The following is a 17,262-nucleotide window of genomic DNA, read 5'->3' as shown; positions in this document are numbered from 1 at the left end:
TATGAGACCAAATAGCTCTAAGCGGGGGTAAAAGCATTGAAAAAAATAAAAGTTATGACCATATTCGGGACTCGTCCTGAGGCAATAAAAATGGCTCCTCTTGTCCTTGAACTTAAAAAATATCCTGATCATATTGAATCTTTGGTCACAGTTACTGCACAACATAGGCAGATGCTTGACCAGGTTCTGAGTGCTTTTAGTATTAAACCAGACTTTGATCTGGATATTATGAAGGACCGGCAGACACTAGCAGATATTACTACTAGGGCACTGACGAAATTAAATGAATTATTAGTTCAGGAAAAACCTGATATCGTTCTTGTACATGGTGATACAACAACGACTTTTGTTGGCAGTCTTGCCGCATTTTATAATCAAATCTCTGTAGGGCATGTAGAAGCAGGACTGAGAACGAGAAATAAGTACTCTCCTTTTCCTGAAGAAATCAACCGCCAGATTACGGGTGTCATTGCAGACTTGCATTTTGCGCCTACAGAAAAGTCTAAACAAAACCTTTTAGAGGAAAACAAAGACCTTGAACAAATCTATGTGACGGGAAACACTGCGATTGATGCCTTAAAAACGACTGTCCGAGGTGATTACCATCATGAAGTGCTTGATCAACTAGGTAATGACCGAATGATTCTTTTAACTGCTCACCGAAGAGAAAACATAGGTGAACCTATGGAAAATATGTTTCGTGCTATCAAAAGAATTGTTGAAGAGCATCATGACATTCAAGTTGTGTACCCGGTTCATTTAAACCCCGTCGTTAGGGAAACAGCAGAGCAAATTTTGGGTGGCTTAGATCGGGTTCATTTAATTGAACCTTTGGAAGTCATAGATTTCCACAACCTTGCCTCAAAATCATATTTGATTTTAACTGATTCAGGTGGAGTGCAGGAAGAAGCCCCTTCATTAGGTAAGCCCGTGCTTGTTTTGCGGGATACGACAGAGCGGCCTGAAGGAATTGAAGCAGGGACATTAAAACTTGCGGGTATAGAAGAAGAAGTCATTTACAAGTTGACGAAACAGTTATTAACAGATGAGGAAGAATATGAAAAAATGTCTAAGGCTTCAAACCCTTATGGAGATGGACATGCATCTAAGCGCATTGTTGAAGCTCTATTACAATATTTTTCATGAAATATCCAATAGTCTGCCTTATGGCAGACTATCACGGAATTAATTTTATATTCCCTCACTTACGCAGAAAGGGATGAAGATGTTTTGAAACCTGTTTTCTCAGAAGCAGCTCAGAAAGAAGATGAAAAAGCGATCCAGTTTTTACAATTGGACGATAACAATCCAATCAAGTGGGAATATACATCAGCTGTGGGGGACCACGTTCTTATTGCAGTGAGGTCTAGTAATCTTGGCAACGAATATTTGTCCGCAATTGGAAAAAAAGTGATGTATTTAAGAAATGACCTTGAAGAAGAGAAAGAAGCAGGTCTTGAAACGTTCGACACCATTCTATTGGGAGCTCTCCCAAAGATGGTATTTGATTCAGACAGATATATTGAACGGCTTACACCATATTTATCACCGAATGGAAGATTTGTACTATGGACTTTTATAAAAGATATAAACCTAGATCGTCTCCTTGCTCTAATTATAAAATCTTACCATCTTGGTTTACGTGTGAAAGTTCAAAGGGGGCACAATTGGCTGGGCTTGAAATTAGAGCATTCCAAAGAAACAGCCGTTAACGATATATCAGAGGCAATCCGTAATGTAATTGATTTTCTTCATTTACATGATGAAAAACAAATTCAGCCTTACGAAAAACAAATATCTTCCCTTTTGAGCGAATTAACGGCCCTGAAGAAAGAGCTTGTTGAGTCATATAAAAAAGAAGAAAAATTGCTGCAACATCAAAAAAAGATAGACAATCAAACAAAGTATCTTGAGAAGCGCTATCAAGCACTCTCTTCTTCAAAATTAGGACGCTTAACCCTTTTTTATTGGAAATTCAGAAAAAGAAGAGGTAACCGTTGATGTCGAATATTGATCAACGTCTTATGACCATTAAACAAAAAATAAATAGACTGACAAAAGAAATTGCGGTTGATAACGCTGCTATAAAGGAGTTTAACAATAAAAAGAGCTTAGCTGTATTAAAGGATAGAAAAAATAAGCTATCAACCTTAAGAAACAGCCAAGCGGCTAAAAATAAGCCAACTTCTTCTCAAAATAGCATAATGACACCATCTGAAAAGGAAGCCTATTTGAAGTTTTTGGAGAAAAACCACAAAAAAGGTTATTATGATGAAATTCAGGAACAAATTAAGCAACTTCCGGACAGTAATGGTTCAAGGTATTATAAAAAACTTGATCTTCAAATTGGAATTATTGCAGATGAATTTTTATTTAAAAGTTTAGAGGACGCTGCGAATTTTCATTATATTACTTTTGAAAATTACAAGAATTTCGGTGATAAAATCGATATCTTTGTTCTTGCCACTGCATGGAGAGGGCTTGATGGAACATGGAAAGGCCTTGGAAATCCGAAAATAAAAAAAATTCGAGATCAGGTTCGCAACATTATTGAATTTTATAGAAGCAAACATATTCCGATTGCCTTCTATTCAAAAGAAGACCCAGTTAATTATGAGTTTTATATAGACTTGGCTCAGCAAGCAGACCATATCTTTACTACTTGCCAAGAAGTCCTTGACGATTACCGAAGAGATTGTCCTTCAGCAAAGACGTTTGATGTATTGGAGTTTGGTGTTAACCCAATTTATCATAACCCAATCGGAACAAGATTGTTCAGAAGGCAGGATATACTATTTGCAGGGTCATGGTATCATAAATATCCCAACAGACAGCATGACAGCCGAATTCTCTTTGATGGTGTATTGGATACGGGCCGTGAGTTAACTATCATTGACCGAAATTTTCCATTACAGCTTCCAGCTCATTTTTACCCAAAGGAATATATTCCTTACGTTGTGCCGGCTACAGATCATGAAACTTTGCAAAAAATTCATAAGATGTATGATTTCACATTGAATTTAAATTCTGTAAAAGACAGCAACACTATGTTTGCCAACCGAGTATATGAATTGCAGGCAATGGGCACGGTTGTATTATCCAATTACAGCATCGGAATAAATAGTAAATATCCAAACGTTTTTCTGGCCCCTTCTAGAGAAGAATTGACGGATTACTTAAACTCATTATCCGCAAATGAAATATATGAACTGCAGATGCAAGGCGTTAGAAAAGTGTTGAACGGCGAAACGGCATTTGACAGAGTAAATAAAATTGCGGAAATTACAGGACTTGAAAAGTATCAATTAAATAAAAAAGTGCTTGTAGTCGCAAAAGAAGATACATCTGAAATGAGAGAGCAATTCAACCGTCAATCTTATAAATATAAAACATTTATGGTAGAAAAAGATGTGACTGAACAAATTTATGCAGAGCATGATATGGTTGCATTTTTCGATGTAGATTACCGTTACGGAGAATTTTATCTCGAGGACATGGTCAACGGTTTTAAATACACAGATTCAGATTATATTACAAAAGATGCGTACTATCGTTCTTCTCAAGAGTATGTTCCCGGGATTGAACACCATTATGTAGATGAGATGAAAGATCGTCACCGTACGGTGTTCTGGAGAGAAGCGTTTGAGTGGCAAACGCTAAAAGATATGGAACCTGGTGAACTGTTAAAAGGATACAGCGTGGACCCTTTAGAGATCTTGACTGATCCAAAATGTAAACAGGAGAAAGAAAACAAATCATATAAAATTTCGGTGATTGTACCGACTTATAATAATGGGGAGCATTTAAGATTTAAATGTTTTCAAAGTCTATCCAGAAGCAGTATTTTTGAGGAAATGGAAATTATTATAGTTGACGACGGTTCAACAGATGGCTATACACCTTATGTTGTTAAAAGGTTGCAAGAAAAATACCCAAATGTTAAAACGTATTTTTATCCGCAAGGAGGCAGCGGAAGTGCGTCAAGGCCGAGAAATAAAGGATTAGATTTGTCTTCTTCAGAATGGATAACCTATCTGGATCCAGATAATGAAGCGATTAATGATGGGTATGCCGCTCTTTTACAGGAAGCGAAAGGATCTTCATATGACATGGTAATTGGTGATATGGTTCGATTATCAGATCAAGAGCAGTTATTTTCCTACTACAAAACCATGATGGGATTTAATAACGGCAGAGCATCTCGGAAGGAGCCACATGAGGAATTTCTCAAAAAGACTTATTTTAAGGCAATGAGCATGCAAGCCCTTGTCGCCAACAGAGAATGGCTTGTCAATTCCGGAATAAAGATGATTGAAGGGGCAATAGGAGAGGATACTCTCGTTTTTCATGAAATGATTCTTTCATCAAGGGAATTTAAAGTGATTGATTTACCTATTCATATTTACTATGCAATGGTCGAAAATTCTTCAGTTAACAATATAAACAAAAGATTTTTTGAGCGATATATGCTACTTGAAAAAGGGCGAATTGCTTGGCTGAAAAAAGAAGGACTATTAAAGGATTATCAAGATATTCGGCTTGAGAATTATGTAAAGAATTGGTATATGGTTAAATTGGCCATGGTAAATGAAGAGGAAAAAGACGCAGCAAAAGATCTTCTAGTGCAAATACTGAGGTTGTATGAAGGAATGAATTGGAAAGATCAAGATATAATAAGTTTCTTAGAGTCAGAAATTTAGGTAAGGGGGGCTTCCCCCTTACCTAGTTTGTTAATCTTTTATTTAAAATAGCTAAAGTCTCCTCTTTACTCATAGGATTATGCCCTTTTTCCTCATCATAATAAAAGTGACATTCAATTTTATTTATATAAGGTTTTTGTTTGGTGAGCTCAAACAGCTGATTAAAAAAGGGATGAAAATGCCGGTTAACATCATGTTCGCAGGCTAAATTTTGGTAATAAATGATATTGGGAATATAATTAATTTTTTTGTAAAACTCCGGAATGCTTAACCTATATTTTAAATGCTGTGGAAAATCTTCTAAGTCTCTTTTATTATAAGATGTCTCGAGCATTTTCAAAACATGGCTTTGATAATAGTTACTCACAATTGTTTGTGGGTTATTAACTAATGCGGTAGAGCCTTTAATCATGCCACTGAGGAAAAGAGAAGTGTATCCCCCGGCGGAGCTTCCATAAAAAGTGGTTTTTTCCGGCTGTATTTTTATTATTTCAGAAATTTTTACAATAATTTCTGAAATGGTTTCTAAATAAAAATGTTCTTTATCTCCCTGACCCCAGCCGATATTTATATTTCCTAAATAAAGGGTTGGGTCATTATAAAATATGGTTGAACACGCGATTTCGTCAGCCCATGAATGCCTGTGGAAAACAGGTAGTGAATGTTTTTTGGGATCTATAGCGCCGGAGCCAAGAACTAATAAAGTGTCAGAAGATGATTTTATATTCAGAAAAAACTCAAACTTCACCTGTTTAAACTCTACAATTAATAGGAATTTCTCATCAAAGACTATAGTTTCCTTTGATAAATCTTCTAATGATGTGAATGTTTTTTTGATGTCCATATAGTCCCCTCGGTATTTATTTTCTTTTAAAGATCATATATATATAATACTATTTTTGTCAAGGTCTGCTAATTTTTAAACAGTAAAGATGAAAATTTATTTTTGAGACCATACGTCAGGGCTCTCATTACATTTTTTGAATTGTTCAAAAAAATCATCCGTTGTTCAAAATTTTGATATACTCGTAAATGTCGCTTAAACAAACTATTGTATAAGCCGATATGAAAAAATGAGAGATTAATAAAAGAAGAAAGGGGGAGTCTAATGAAAAAAGTATCTTTAAAGTTTACTGTTGCTGTGTTTTTTATCTGCACGTTGAGTTTTGTTTTTGTCAATAAATCATCGGGCTATACAGATACTTCTACATATAAAGTAGAAACGTCCGCTGAGTTTCTTGGGCAGGAAGACGCTGAAAAGAATCTGCAAAAGTTGAAGGCAAACACCGGCTGGGATGCAGTATATCAAAAAACAAACGAATATAGGAATATTTACAACATGTATTCCGGTGGATTTCCTACAGAATCGAGTGTTAAAACAGGACTGCAGGAGTTTGAAAATAACACAGGTATAAATGCTGATTACGTGCCAATCGGGACGAAAGATTATTATTATTATGTGTCTAGCGGCGGCTTTCCAGATAAATCTAGGGCGGAATCAGTCGTTCAGTCTTTTACAAAGGAGACCGGGGTTTCTGCAGCTGTTGAACCTATCAATACGACTAAAGATTACTATTATCAGTTAATCAGCGGCGGATTCGTCGGCGAAACTAAAGTAAAGGCTATTTTAAATGATTTTAAGACTAAAACAGGAATTGAAGGTACATATAAACCGATCGGCGATCCTGAAAAGTATTACACTTTGATAAGCGGCGGATTCAACGATGAGTCAAAAGTAAAGAATATTTTAAGTGATTTCCAACAGAAAACCGGAATCAATGGGACATATAAGCCAGTTGGCGATCCCGAAAAATATTATATTCTGACAAGCGGCGGATTTAGCAGTGAGTCTGCCACACAAGCCAATCTTGAGAAATTTGTGACTGAGACAGGCATTAAAGGCCATGTAAAGCCTGTGGGAGATTCTGTCGACTACTACAACATCAGAACCGGCGGTTTTGGGAGCGAATCTCTTGTCAAAAAGTATATTCAGGAGATTAAAGATGCTATCAACTTAACTGCTGAGTATGAACAAGTGCCGAATTCAACTTCATTCAGAATTCTATTCCATGATCTCAATTCTGCAGATCGGGAAAAGGCAGAGCGGCATATGACGGAGAAAAACTGGTGGTTCTCAACAGCGAAAAGTGATAAACAAACGTATGAGCGCTACAAAATCATATCCGATCCCGTGCTTGGAATGACCACTGTAAACAAAGGGTTGGAATTCTTTAAAAAGAATTCATGGTATGTGTCTTATAAAGAAACTGGGGAACAAGCACATACTAAATTTAAGATTTATTCCGATCCGATTCTTGGTGATTCTTTGCTTGCTAAAGGGTTAGATTTCTTCAAAGCTAACAATTGGTACGTTGGTTATCAGGATACTGGTAAAGAGGGTTATACTCGCTTTAAAATTTATTCCAATCCGGTACTGGGAATGGATCAGGTAAATAAAGGATTGGAGTTTTTTAAAAAGAATTCATGGTATGTCGGCTATCAAAAGACTGGTGACACCGGATATTCATCATATCGGGTAGTGTCCGATCAGGTCTTAGGTAAGGCTCAGGCCCAAAAAGGACTGGATTTCTTTAAGGATAATGGTTGGTGGGCTACAATCGTTAATACTGAGAAAACTGGTTATTCTAGCTATAGAATTGAAACTGGGATGACTTTGTCGTATGATGAATTGCTTAAAGCACAGGCTTTCTTTAAAGAAAAGGGCTGGTGGAGCAGTTATACTAGCGAAAAACAATATCTTTATAAAATCATAATTGATAATGTTCAGGGATATAACAAAGCTTCATCAATAGCCAGTCAAATTAAAAAGGACTTTGGATGGAACGTCAACATTGTCAAAATAAAAGACGGTCCTCAAATTATGTATACTGATTATGGCCTGACCTTCAATGATATGCTCAAAAAGCAAATGAGTGTAAATCCACAGACAGACTCGCCGGGTTATGTATCACTTACTTATATTAATACGGCAAATAGTACTGTAACGGCGGACTTCTTAAATGTGAGATCTTCTCCGGAAGTGGCAAGCAACAACATTATTGGGCTTCTTGAAAAAGGTGATAAAGTAAGTGTAATTGGTACAGAAGGAAATTGGGCGAAAATCAACCTTGGTTGGAGAAATGCAAGTGAAGATGAGACCGGGTATTATATCAATCCGAATAATTTTTCGATAGACAGTAAATATTACTTCCAGTATTTAAAACTGTCACAATATGCAGGTCTATCAGCCAGTGAAATCAATACCAAGATTTTAAATGGTAAGGGAATTCTTGAAGGCAAAGGTGCAGCGTTTGTTGGGGCATCCAAAAAATACAACATCAACGAATTGTATTTGATTTCCCATGCTCTTTTGGAAACAGGAAATGGAACCTCTGAATTAGCCAATGGTGTCACATATAACGGTAAGACTGTTTACAATATGTATGGATATGGTGCATATGATTCCTGTCCGGTATCATGTGGCTCTAAAACAGCCTATGAGCAGGGGTGGGATACTCCTGAAAAGGCAATCATCGGCGGAGCGGAATTGATCGGTAAAAACTACATCCACAGAAGCGGTTTTCAACAGGATACACTGTTTAAAATGAGATGGGCTCCAACAGCGAGTCATCAATATGCGACAGATATCGGTTGGGCTTATAAGCAAGTAAATCGTATGTACAGCTTGTATACACTTCTTGATAATTATACGTTATATTATGACATTCCTAAGTATAAGTAAGGAAAGAGATCAGATGCATAAAAGCGTCTGGTCTCTTTTTTGAAAAAGAAAACCCTAGACTAGGCCTCGGGTTCCAAAAAGCTTTCAGCGCGTTGTATGAAGAAAAATTCCCCCGGGTGCTAAAATACTATTGGTTCGCCAACCAAAATATCAACATACGGAGGAGTTTTTTATGTCAAAAGAAACTAACAGTTTAGCACATACAACATGGAATTATAAGCATCACCATAGAAGGCAAGTCATTTATGGGAAAATTAAATACTTCGAACCTTATGTGACAGGAAAGGCGCCGAACGAAGCAACAGCATGTAAAAGATCATATCCATAAGTTAGTGAGCATACCGCCAAAGATAAGCGTATCGGCATTTGTGGGTTATTTAAAAGAAAAAGCAGTTTAATTGCCGCAGCCACCCGTTATCACGGGTGGTAATTTTTTAGGAAAAACCCTTATATGTAAATGATGGAGGAAGAACTATTTTTTTATTCGAGAAGGCGAGGAGGGCCTAATATCTCTGTTTAAACAGTTGTCTAGATGACGTATTCTTCACCTTTTCTCGTTTTCGAACTGTTTTTCATCAATGTTTAGCAGCTTCCTAAACAAACAATTGGGTAGAATGGTTTTCTTAGAAAATTTTTTTTGATGACTTCAGACTGCATTCTCTCTTACACATTTTGAGAGTTTTTTGCATTGTTTTAGCGTTCACTCGCTTTATTTTCATTCAGTAGCTTCAGGATGTTTCTTACTCCGTTCTTTTAAGAATTCCTCGTTTTTCGTTTTTTCAATCCTTTCTCTCGATCTCAAAAAAGATATCCCGATTCTTTATTTAGTAACTGTCTTGACCAATTTTACCTTTCTAGAAATTGAATGCGTTTTTTCTTGATATTATGTTTTTCTGTTTTTTCTATAGTTTAGGATCAATATAGATATCTAAGTTTTCAAGACAGTCTGTCCACCGATGATAAACAGTGGTTATTATTTGACAGAACGTGCATTCGTAAGAATTCGGTGCTAAAATAAGGGTACTTCATCCTGGAAAGGAGCAGAATGTTGACGGATCTAACCTTTATTCATGCGGCAGATCTACATCTCGACAGCCCGTTTTACGGGATATCGCATCTGCCGGAACCGATTTTTGCCCGGATCAAAGAAAGCACGTTTGCAAGCGTGAGACATATGATAGATGCCGCAGTGAGAGAAAACGTTGATTTCATTTTGCTGGCTGGGGACCTGTTTGACGAAGCCAATCGAAGTTTAAAGGCCCAGCTCTTTTTAAGAAAGCAGTTTGAAAGACTCAGAGAGTGCGGGATTTCAGTTTATGTGATCTTTGGGAACCACGATCATCTTGGCGGGGAGTGGACGCCGATTGAATGGCCTGAGAATGTCCATATTTTTTCGTCCGCTGTACCTGAAGAAAAATCGTTTTATAAGGAAGGCAGGCGCATGGCAAGCATTTACGGCTTCAGTTATCAGGAGAGAGCCGTGACGGAAAACCAAGCCGTCCGCTATCGGAGGTCGACTGACGCGCCGTTTCATATCGGTATGCTTCACGGCACGCTGTCAGGAGCTGAAGGACACGATCCGTATTGCCCGTTTACATATGATGATCTCGTGAAAAGCGGGATGGATTATTGGGCGCTTGGCCATATTCATAAACGCCAGATTCTTTCTGCCGAGCACCCGGCGGTCATCTATCCGGGAAATACGCAAGCGCGCCATATGAAGGAGACGGGAGACAAAGGCTATTATCTCGTTCGTGTGGCCAGCGGAGACATATCGTATGACTTCCAGAAAACGCATGATGTCCTGTGGGAAAAAGCGGCAGTTGATGTGACGGAGGCAAAGAATGTGACCGCCCTTTTCCAAATGATTGAGGACGCGTTTTCGAAGCTGCGGATAAAGGGGAGCCCTGTTTGTGTCAGACTCGTGTTGCAAGGGACCGCACCACAATGGCTGCTGGAGGCGCCGAGAGGCACTTTGGATGAGCTTCTTGAAGCTTTTCAGGAGCAAGAGGCGGAGGAAGAACACTTCATTTGGCCGCTCTCATTGGAAGACGAGACAGAACATGAAACAAACCTTACAAGCCTTGATCCTTTTTTTGGCGGTTTATTTGCAGATATTGACCGCGGCGATCTGTCAGCTGTGCTGGAGGGGCTTGAGCGGCATCCTGTGTATAGAAGGCACGCGGACCGGTTTAGCCAAGAGGAGCTAAAGGAAATAAAAGAGCAGGCACAGATTTTATTGAAAAGACAGCTTAAGGTGCTTGAAACATGAGGCGGTGAAAGCTTTGCGAATTAAATCTTTACATATCTACCAATACGGGAAATTTTCCAATCGGACCTTTCACTTTTCCGCCTCGCCTGTCCAATTAATCTACGGATTAAATGAGGCAGGAAAAACGACGATGATGTCATTTATTGAAAGCATGCTGTTTGGTTTTCCGAAAACGAAAAAATATGAACCGAAAACAGGCGGTGTCTACGGAGGTGTTCTTGAAGCTGAACATCCCGAATATGGGGTGTTGAGGATCGAACGGACGAAAGGGACTGCCGAAAAGCTAAGAGTGTACACAGAAAACGGCGAAGTGAAGCAGGGAGATGTTTTAAAGAAGCTGTTTCAAGGCACGGACAGGGCGCTGTATAAAGCCATTTATTCATTTGATGTATTCGGGCTGCAGGAAATTCACGCCTTTAATCGGGACAAGATTGGGGAATTTCTGCTGTTTTCCAGCTTGTTTGGCGCTGAAGCTGTATCTAAGCTTGATTCACGGCTGACAAAGGAAAGCGAAATCCTCTATAAACCAAACGGGCGAAATCCTCAATTGAATCAAGAGCTGGAAACGCTTAAGCAGCTGGCAGCGAAGCTAAAACAGGCTGAAGCAGAGGAAGCGGGTTATCATCAGCTTCTTGAAGAAAAAAGAACGCTCGAATCCCGTCTTGCAGCCGCAGAAACCGAATTGCAAGAGGCGGCAGGACATATCCGATCGTTTGAGGGGGCGATTGAGCTGAAGCCGCTGCTAAATGAAAAAGCGGCGCTCGAACAGGCGATTGCGCAATATCCGGAACAGGCGGGACAATTTCCGGCTGACGGGCTGCACCAGCTGGAAAAATATGAATTTCATCTTCACCCGAAATCCGCACAGGCGGAGGCGCTTCGAGTGAAGATGGCGGAGCTGGACAAACAGGTGCAAAAGCTTAATCCGGATCAAGAAATGTTGGCGAAAGAAACGCTGATACAAGAGCTTTCCGCAGCGTTTCATATGTACCAATCCTGCGGAGAACAGCTCGCCGCCATTCAGGCACAGCTGCGCCAGTCATCCGCGCAGGCAGCGGCAGGGCTGGAACAGCTCAATAAAACGGATGAAAATGAACTCCTGAATATGAACACGTCATATGACTATGAATGGCAGCTACAGCAGGCGGTGCAGCAATATGTGCAGGCAAGAGACAGAAAACGGCAGCTTGATGAGACGTTTGAACTTGCCCGGCAAGAGCTGGAAGACGCAGAAAAGGCCGTTCAGGCCGCTTCGTCCGCTACCCTTGAAAACAGCGATAGAAAAGATAAAGAATCGGCCCTTAAAGCATATGATGAAGCACAGGGGCAGCATCAAGAGCAAGCGAAGCTGCGAGAACAGCTGAAGTTTTTTGAAAGGCAGCAGGTTAAACAGAAAAAGACTGTCATTGCAGCTGGTATGTTGTTCATCGTTCTCTTTCTGCTGCTGCAGCAATGGATTCCCGCCATAAGCATCGGCGCTGCACTTATTGTGTATTGGCTTGCATTAGGTAAAAAAACACCGTCTTCCCGAAACAGCCGGGAGACGAGACAGCCAGTGACGGACATGTCGCCGGCAGAAGCCGAAGCGCTGAGAGAAGCGTTATGGGAGGATGACCGCAATAAACAGCATCTCATCACACAGCGGGCAGTGCTCCAGCAAAAAGAGGCTGCTTATGAAAGGGTCATCCAGCAGTTTGAACAGTGGGAAACCGATATGGCCCCGTCCTTTACTCAGGTCGAGCGTTTTATGAAGGAGCTCCGATTCATGGAAGATCCGTCTTTTTTGCTTGATGCATACAGCTTAATGAAGGATGTCAAAAAAGACGTGAAGAAAAAGCATGAGCTGACAATTGAAGCAGGCAGGCTGAAAAAGCGCCGGCGAACATTCGAAGAACGCGTCAGCATGGTTCACCCTGCAGACCAGAATCAGAATATGTCCATCTCGGACGCCCTTCACACACTGCGGAGAAACGTTGAACGTGAAAAAGAAATCGAGAAACAAAGAAAAGGAATTGAAACAGATATTCATTATACAAAGGAACAGCTGCTGGAGCTGGAACAAGAAATTCAGTATTTTGAAGCCCAGATCGAACAGTTATTTGCCGCGGCGGCTGCAAAAGACAGAAATGAGTTTTGTGCAATAGCTGAGGTCAGCAGGCAACTGAAGGATACGGAGAACAAGCTTCATCATGTAAACGCGCAGCTTCAAAGCGGACACCCGGTTGAGTTTGAACTGGCGGATTCCAATACGCTTTCTGAATTGAAAAACAAGCAATTAATTGAGAAGGAAAGAAAAGAGCGGCTGACTGAGGAGATCCAACAGCTTCGCAGCCAAATCGCATTGCTCTTTGTCAAACAGGAACAGTTAGAGGCTTCGGGGTTGGTCTCAGACCTCAAGCTGCAAACCGAAATGCAAAAAGAACGTGTGAAAGACACCGTTAAAAAATGGGCCTCGATCCAAATGATCAAACAAGTGATCAGAAACAAATTGGAGCGGCATAAAAAAGTCGAACTCCCGCGCCTTCTAGAGACGGCCGGAGAATTTTTCCGCCCGCTGACTGACGGAAGCTACCAAACGATTTATTTTTCCGAAACGGATGATTCCATTATGGTCATGCATTGTGATGGAACGGTCTATCAAGCGGAAGAGCTGTCACAGGGGACGTGTGAGCAGCTGTATACAGCGATCCGATTTGCTCTGGCCGTTACGCGTCAGGATGGGTCAAGGCTTCCATTTCAGCTTGATGACAGCTTTGTTCATTTTGATCAGGAAAGGCTCAAACGTGTATTAGACGTCCTTTATGATTTATGTGAAGGCGGTAGGCAGATTTTGTATTTTACATGTCATGATCATGTAAAGGATGCGTTTAAAAGCAGCGAAATCATTCATTTGGTGTCATAAAAGAGGTTCTATAGCTGTAAATCGGTATGTGATATACTGGTATTATGTAAGATAAGATACGGAGGGAGCTTTAATAGAATGGCTAAAGGGATTATGCTACATGAGGTTGGCGAACAGGTGGACCAATATCTATTGATTAAATCCTTGACGAAAGGGATTGCGAGCAACGGGAAACCATTTTTAACGCTGATGCTGCAAGACCAGTCAGGCGATATTGAAGCGAAGCTGTGGGATGCCAAGCAAAGTGATGAAGTGACCTATGCGCCGCAGACGATTGTGAAGGTCGTGGGGGATGTCCACCATTACCGCGGGCGCACCCAGCTGAAGCTGAGAAATATCAGACCAGTGAGCGAGCATGAAGACGTCAATATTGATGATTTTTTAGAAACCGCGCCCATTCCGAAAAATGAAATGATGGACACCATCACTCAATATATATTTGAAATGAAAAATCCGAATATCCAGCGGATTACAAGGTTTTTAGTCAAAAAACACGAAGCAGAATTTATGGATTATCCGGCGGCTACGAAAAATCACCATGAGTTTGTCTCCGGTTTAGCGTATCATGTTGTCTCTATGTTGAATTTGGCGAAATCCATTGCGGATTTATATCCGTCTCTTGACCGCGATCTGCTTTATGCGGGTGTTATCCTGCATGATCTCGGAAAAGTGAAAGAGCTGTCCGGCCCTGTTTCCACTTCGTATACGGTCGAAGGCAATTTGCTCGGCCATATTTCGATTATGGTCACAGAGCTGTCAAAAGCGGCTGAAGAGCTTCAAATTGATTCTGAAGAGGTGTTAATTCTTCAGCACTTGATTTTGAGTCACCACGGTAAAGCGGAGTGGGGAAGCCCGAAGCCGCCGATGGTGAAAGAAGCGGAAATTCTGCACTATATAGACAACCTTGATGCCAAAATGAATATGATGGACAGAGCGCTTGAGCGCGTGAAACCAGGCGAGTACACTGAACGTGTATTTGCACTGGAAAACCGTTCCTTTTACAAACCGGCTTTTCACAAATAATCAAAAAAGGGCTGATGCTGAACCATTCAGGTCAGTCCTTTTTTATGCGCTTTTGGCGCTCATAACTCGTCTCATTCCCGCATAGATTTAAGAATAAAGAATCTATGTAAAAGGAGGAGAAGCCCGTGTTATTTTTTCCATGGTGGGTGTATCTTTGTATTGTAGGCATCATTTTCAGTGCATATAAAATTGTGGCGGCAGCAAAAGAGGAAGAAAAAGCAGACCAGTCCTTTATTGAAAAAGAAGGGCAGATATATATGGAGAGGATGGAAAAGGAGAGAGAGCGCCGCAGTTCTCAGCAGCCTGAAGACGAAAATCAAAACCATTCCATCGCATAAAAAAGCTGTGCAGCTCGATGAGCCTGCACAGCTTTTTTTATTATTTAGAACTAGAAGTGCTCTCGCTTGTTGAAGAAGTATTAAATGTGTCTTTCAGATCTTTATCTTTTACTTCGATATCAGCTTTCTTCATAACTTTTTGAACAGCTTCCTGAACGGCTGTGCTGTCACTTAGTTTTTGTTCAAGAACTTCGGATTTCAGTTCTTTTTTCATGTCATCGTATTTGCCGCGTTCTTCTGTCTTTTTGATGATGTGGTAGCCGTATTGTGATTTGACAGGATCACTGACTTCATCTGTTTTTAATTTAAATGCAGCTTTGCTGAATTCTTCCACCATACCGTCTTTTGCGAACCAGCCAAGGTCGCCTCCGTTTGATGCAGTGCTGTCTGTAGAGTATTCTTTTGCTAGGTCTTCAAATTTCTCGCCTTTTTTCAGCTTTTTCTCTACTTCCTCAGCTGTCTTTTTATCAGCGACAAGGATGTGGCTTGCGCGGATTTTGTTTTTTAAGCCTTCCCAGTATTCTTTGGTATCAGCATCTGTTACTTTAATTTGATCTTTAGCCGCTTTTTGTGTAAGTAATTCATATTTTACTTGCTCTTTGAGGTAATCTTTTCCATATTGGTCTTCGAGGGCAGTATATTGATCGCCAAGCTGTGTTTTGTATTCTTTCAGCTTGTTGTCAATTTCTTTATCTGTCACTTTATATTTCTCGTCCAATACTTTTTCTTGCACTAGCTGTGTCAGGACGCTTGCACCAGCTGTTTTCTTCATGTTTGTGTAAAGCTCGCCTTTGGTTACATCGCCTGCGTCTGTTTTTGCGATGACTTCTTTGTCGCCTCCGCTGCAAGCACTGAGAGCGAGGATGCTTGTCGCGGTAATAGCTGCTATTGCGATTTTTTTCATTGTTTTCAAACACTCCTAATCATTCCAAATTAAATTACCTAAGCGTATCATAACACATTGTGGCTTTCTGTAAAAAGATTTTAAATAAAGGGCATTCGTCTAGTCAAACTTTTGCTGATGGCATACTTATATATTGATCAAGAAAAGGAGGTATGTAACATGAGCGGAGGATACTCTAACGGTTTCGCGTTGCTTGTAGTACTGTTCATTTTGCTTATCATCGTAGGTGCAGCTTACATCTACTAAGCAACCAGGGGATCGCTTGTTAGATAAGCGATCCTTTATTTTCACTAGCGCCTAATCGTTTCAATCATGAATTGCATAAGATGTAATTGGAAAATAAAGCTTTTTACAGGAGGTGCTTTTTAAGATGGGTGAAGTATTTGCAGGCGGTTTCGCTTTATTGGTTGTGTTATTTATTTTATTGATTATCATCGGTGCTTCTTGGCTGTGCTAATCAAAATAAAAAGCCTAGCTGCTGAATCAGCAGCTAGGCTTTCTTTCATATTTACACAGTAAAGGAGATCTCCACAAATGAAGAGATCAGTAAAATTAATATAGATACATTGATAAATCGAAATACCTTATCCTGCCGCTCTTCAGGAATCTCTCTGACAAGGCATAGTGTATTGGTGAGCCTGTTTATGAAATATAAAATAAACATGGCAGCCACGATAAAATAGAATAAAATGATGGGAGATTCCCCCTCTCTCTGAACTGTCCCATATTACATTACCAAATATTTATTAAAAAAGATAGAATGCAAATTGAAAAATCGCTACTAGCGACAAGGTTTGGCTACTTTTCAACAAGAATATCCAAGCCGTCTGCTTCCTGGTCAATAAAAGCGGCTTTCGGCGCTTGTATCAGCTTGAGGGCCAGCAAGAAGTCAGGCAGACAGTAGCCGGCATGAATGCCCGAAATCATGCAGAAATAATGGGCATGATTTGGAAAAGCCAGCGCAGCGTAAAACAATACAGGCGTTATCAGCAAAAACGGGCTTACCAGTGAAATCAGCATAGTCGTTTTTGGTATCCGTTTCCATGCGCGCATGCGCAATATGGAAAACTTTTTTTCTGATTTTCTTTTTTTGCAGATGATCGGCAGGACATGGATGACTTTATGTGCAAATAAAATAAAGACGAGCAATCCGCCGAATACAGGTACATATTCATCGCTTAAGCTTGTGCCGGGCCGCAGCAGCTCAAATGCTAAAAAGGTAGATATAAAAACCAAAATCATAAAACATACAGCAATTAATATGATGCGAACGGCGCCATAATCCTTCATGAGATTTATGGTCTTCCAGCAATTCATTAAAGTCATCCTTCCATACATCTTGATTAGAATCTCAAAATAATTTACTCCTCCTAAGAGAAAA

Annotated in this window: 13 protein-coding genes and 1 pseudogene; 11 read left to right on the top strand and 3 right to left on the bottom strand. The window is 40.1% G+C overall.

The window, feature by feature from the left end; translation table 11 throughout:
* The first annotated feature begins 36 nt into the window (after positions 1–36).
* The 3 genes from wecB (at position 37) to ACMX2I_RS16500 (ending at position 4,700) form a co-directional block, all read left to right on the top strand.
* On the top strand, positions 37–1,146 hold the full coding sequence (gene wecB, locus ACMX2I_RS16510) for a non-hydrolyzing UDP-N-acetylglucosamine 2-epimerase (protein ID WP_289346820.1): 1,110 nt from the start codon (positions 37–39) through the stop codon (positions 1,144–1,146).
* Positions 1,147–1,230: 84 nt separating this feature from the next.
* Positions 1,231–2,001: a hypothetical protein gene (locus ACMX2I_RS16505; RefSeq protein ID WP_333518313.1), complete on the top strand. Its 771-nt coding sequence runs from the start codon at positions 1,231–1,233 to the stop codon at positions 1,999–2,001.
* Positions 2,001–4,700, top strand: coding sequence for a glycosyltransferase (locus tag ACMX2I_RS16500; protein ID WP_414957520.1), 2,700 nt, complete (start codon positions 2,001–2,003; stop codon positions 4,698–4,700). The genes ACMX2I_RS16505 and ACMX2I_RS16500 overlap by 1 nt, the downstream gene beginning before the upstream one ends.
* Positions 4,701–4,722: 22 nt before the next feature.
* Here the strand turns inward: ACMX2I_RS16500 and ACMX2I_RS16495 are convergent, their stop codons facing one another.
* Positions 4,723–5,544: a glycosyl transferase family 2 gene (locus tag ACMX2I_RS16495; protein WP_414957518.1), complete on the bottom strand. Its 822-nt coding sequence runs from the start codon at positions 5,542–5,544 to the stop codon at positions 4,723–4,725.
* A gap of 264 nt (positions 5,545–5,808) precedes the next feature.
* On the opposite strand from ACMX2I_RS16495, the gene ACMX2I_RS16490 reads away from it, so the two are divergent.
* The 6 genes and pseudogenes from ACMX2I_RS16490 to ACMX2I_RS16465 all read left to right on the top strand — a co-directional run bounded on the left by ACMX2I_RS16490 (position 5,809) and on the right by ACMX2I_RS16465 (position 14,977).
* Positions 5,809–8,442: a glucosaminidase domain-containing protein gene (locus tag ACMX2I_RS16490; RefSeq protein WP_414957517.1), complete on the top strand. Its 2,634-nt coding sequence runs from the start codon at positions 5,809–5,811 to the stop codon at positions 8,440–8,442.
* 172 nt (positions 8,443–8,614) lie between these two features.
* Positions 8,615–8,834: pseudogene (locus tag ACMX2I_RS16485) on the top strand (transposase); the annotation flags it as partial.
* A 653-nt stretch (positions 8,835–9,487) separates the two neighbouring features.
* Positions 9,488–10,714, top strand: a complete 1,227-nt coding sequence (locus ACMX2I_RS16480; protein WP_414957515.1) for a metallophosphoesterase family protein — start codon at positions 9,488–9,490, stop codon at positions 10,712–10,714.
* Positions 10,715–10,718: 4 nt separating this feature from the next.
* Complete coding sequence (locus tag ACMX2I_RS16475; RefSeq protein WP_414957514.1) at positions 10,719–13,616, top strand: AAA family ATPase; 2,898 nt, start codon at positions 10,719–10,721, stop codon at positions 13,614–13,616.
* Positions 13,617–13,694: 78 nt separating this feature from the next.
* Positions 13,695–14,639 carry a 3'-5' exoribonuclease YhaM gene (yhaM, locus tag ACMX2I_RS16470; RefSeq protein ID WP_087991237.1) on the top strand — a complete coding sequence of 315 codons (945 nt, stop codon included), beginning with the start codon at positions 13,695–13,697 and terminating at the stop codon, positions 14,637–14,639.
* Positions 14,640–14,764: 125 nt separating this feature from the next.
* Entirely contained in the window at positions 14,765–14,977 is a 213-nt protein-coding gene (locus ACMX2I_RS16465; protein WP_202328493.1) for a sporulation YhaL family protein, read from the top strand.
* Positions 14,978–15,017: 40 nt separating this feature from the next.
* Here the strand turns inward: ACMX2I_RS16465 and ACMX2I_RS16460 are convergent, their stop codons facing one another.
* The gene (locus ACMX2I_RS16460; protein ID WP_414957512.1) at positions 15,018–15,881 is read right to left on the bottom strand and encodes a peptidylprolyl isomerase; all 864 of its coding nucleotides are present in this window, start codon (positions 15,879–15,881) and stop codon (positions 15,018–15,020) included.
* Positions 15,882–16,040: 159 nt separating this feature from the next.
* Here ACMX2I_RS16460 and yhzE1 point away from each other — a divergent pair, with 159 nt between their 5' ends.
* Together yhzE1 and yhzE2 are read left to right on the top strand one after the other, a co-directional pair.
* On the top strand, positions 16,041–16,127 hold the full coding sequence (gene yhzE1, locus ACMX2I_RS16455; protein ID WP_003327753.1) for a sporulation protein YhzE1: 87 nt from the start codon (positions 16,041–16,043) through the stop codon (positions 16,125–16,127).
* A 124-nt stretch (positions 16,128–16,251) separates the two neighbouring features.
* On the top strand, positions 16,252–16,338 hold the full coding sequence (gene yhzE2 / locus ACMX2I_RS16450; protein ID WP_032681524.1) for a sporulation protein YhzE2: 87 nt from the start codon (positions 16,252–16,254) through the stop codon (positions 16,336–16,338).
* A gap of 341 nt (positions 16,339–16,679) precedes the next feature.
* Here the strand turns inward: yhzE2 and ACMX2I_RS16445 are convergent, their stop codons facing one another.
* On the bottom strand, positions 16,680–17,198 hold the full coding sequence (locus tag ACMX2I_RS16445) for a DUF3267 domain-containing protein (RefSeq protein WP_148964159.1): 519 nt from the start codon (positions 17,196–17,198) through the stop codon (positions 16,680–16,682).
* Between the last annotated feature and the right edge of the window lie 64 nt (positions 17,199–17,262).

Source organism: Bacillus sp. SW14 (assembly GCF_047608225.1).
Lineage (GTDB): Bacteria > Bacillota > Bacilli > Bacillales > Bacillaceae > Bacillus > Bacillus subtilis_G.
Note: the sequence above shows the minus strand (reverse complement) of the source record. Positions and strands in the feature narration are given on the sequence as shown.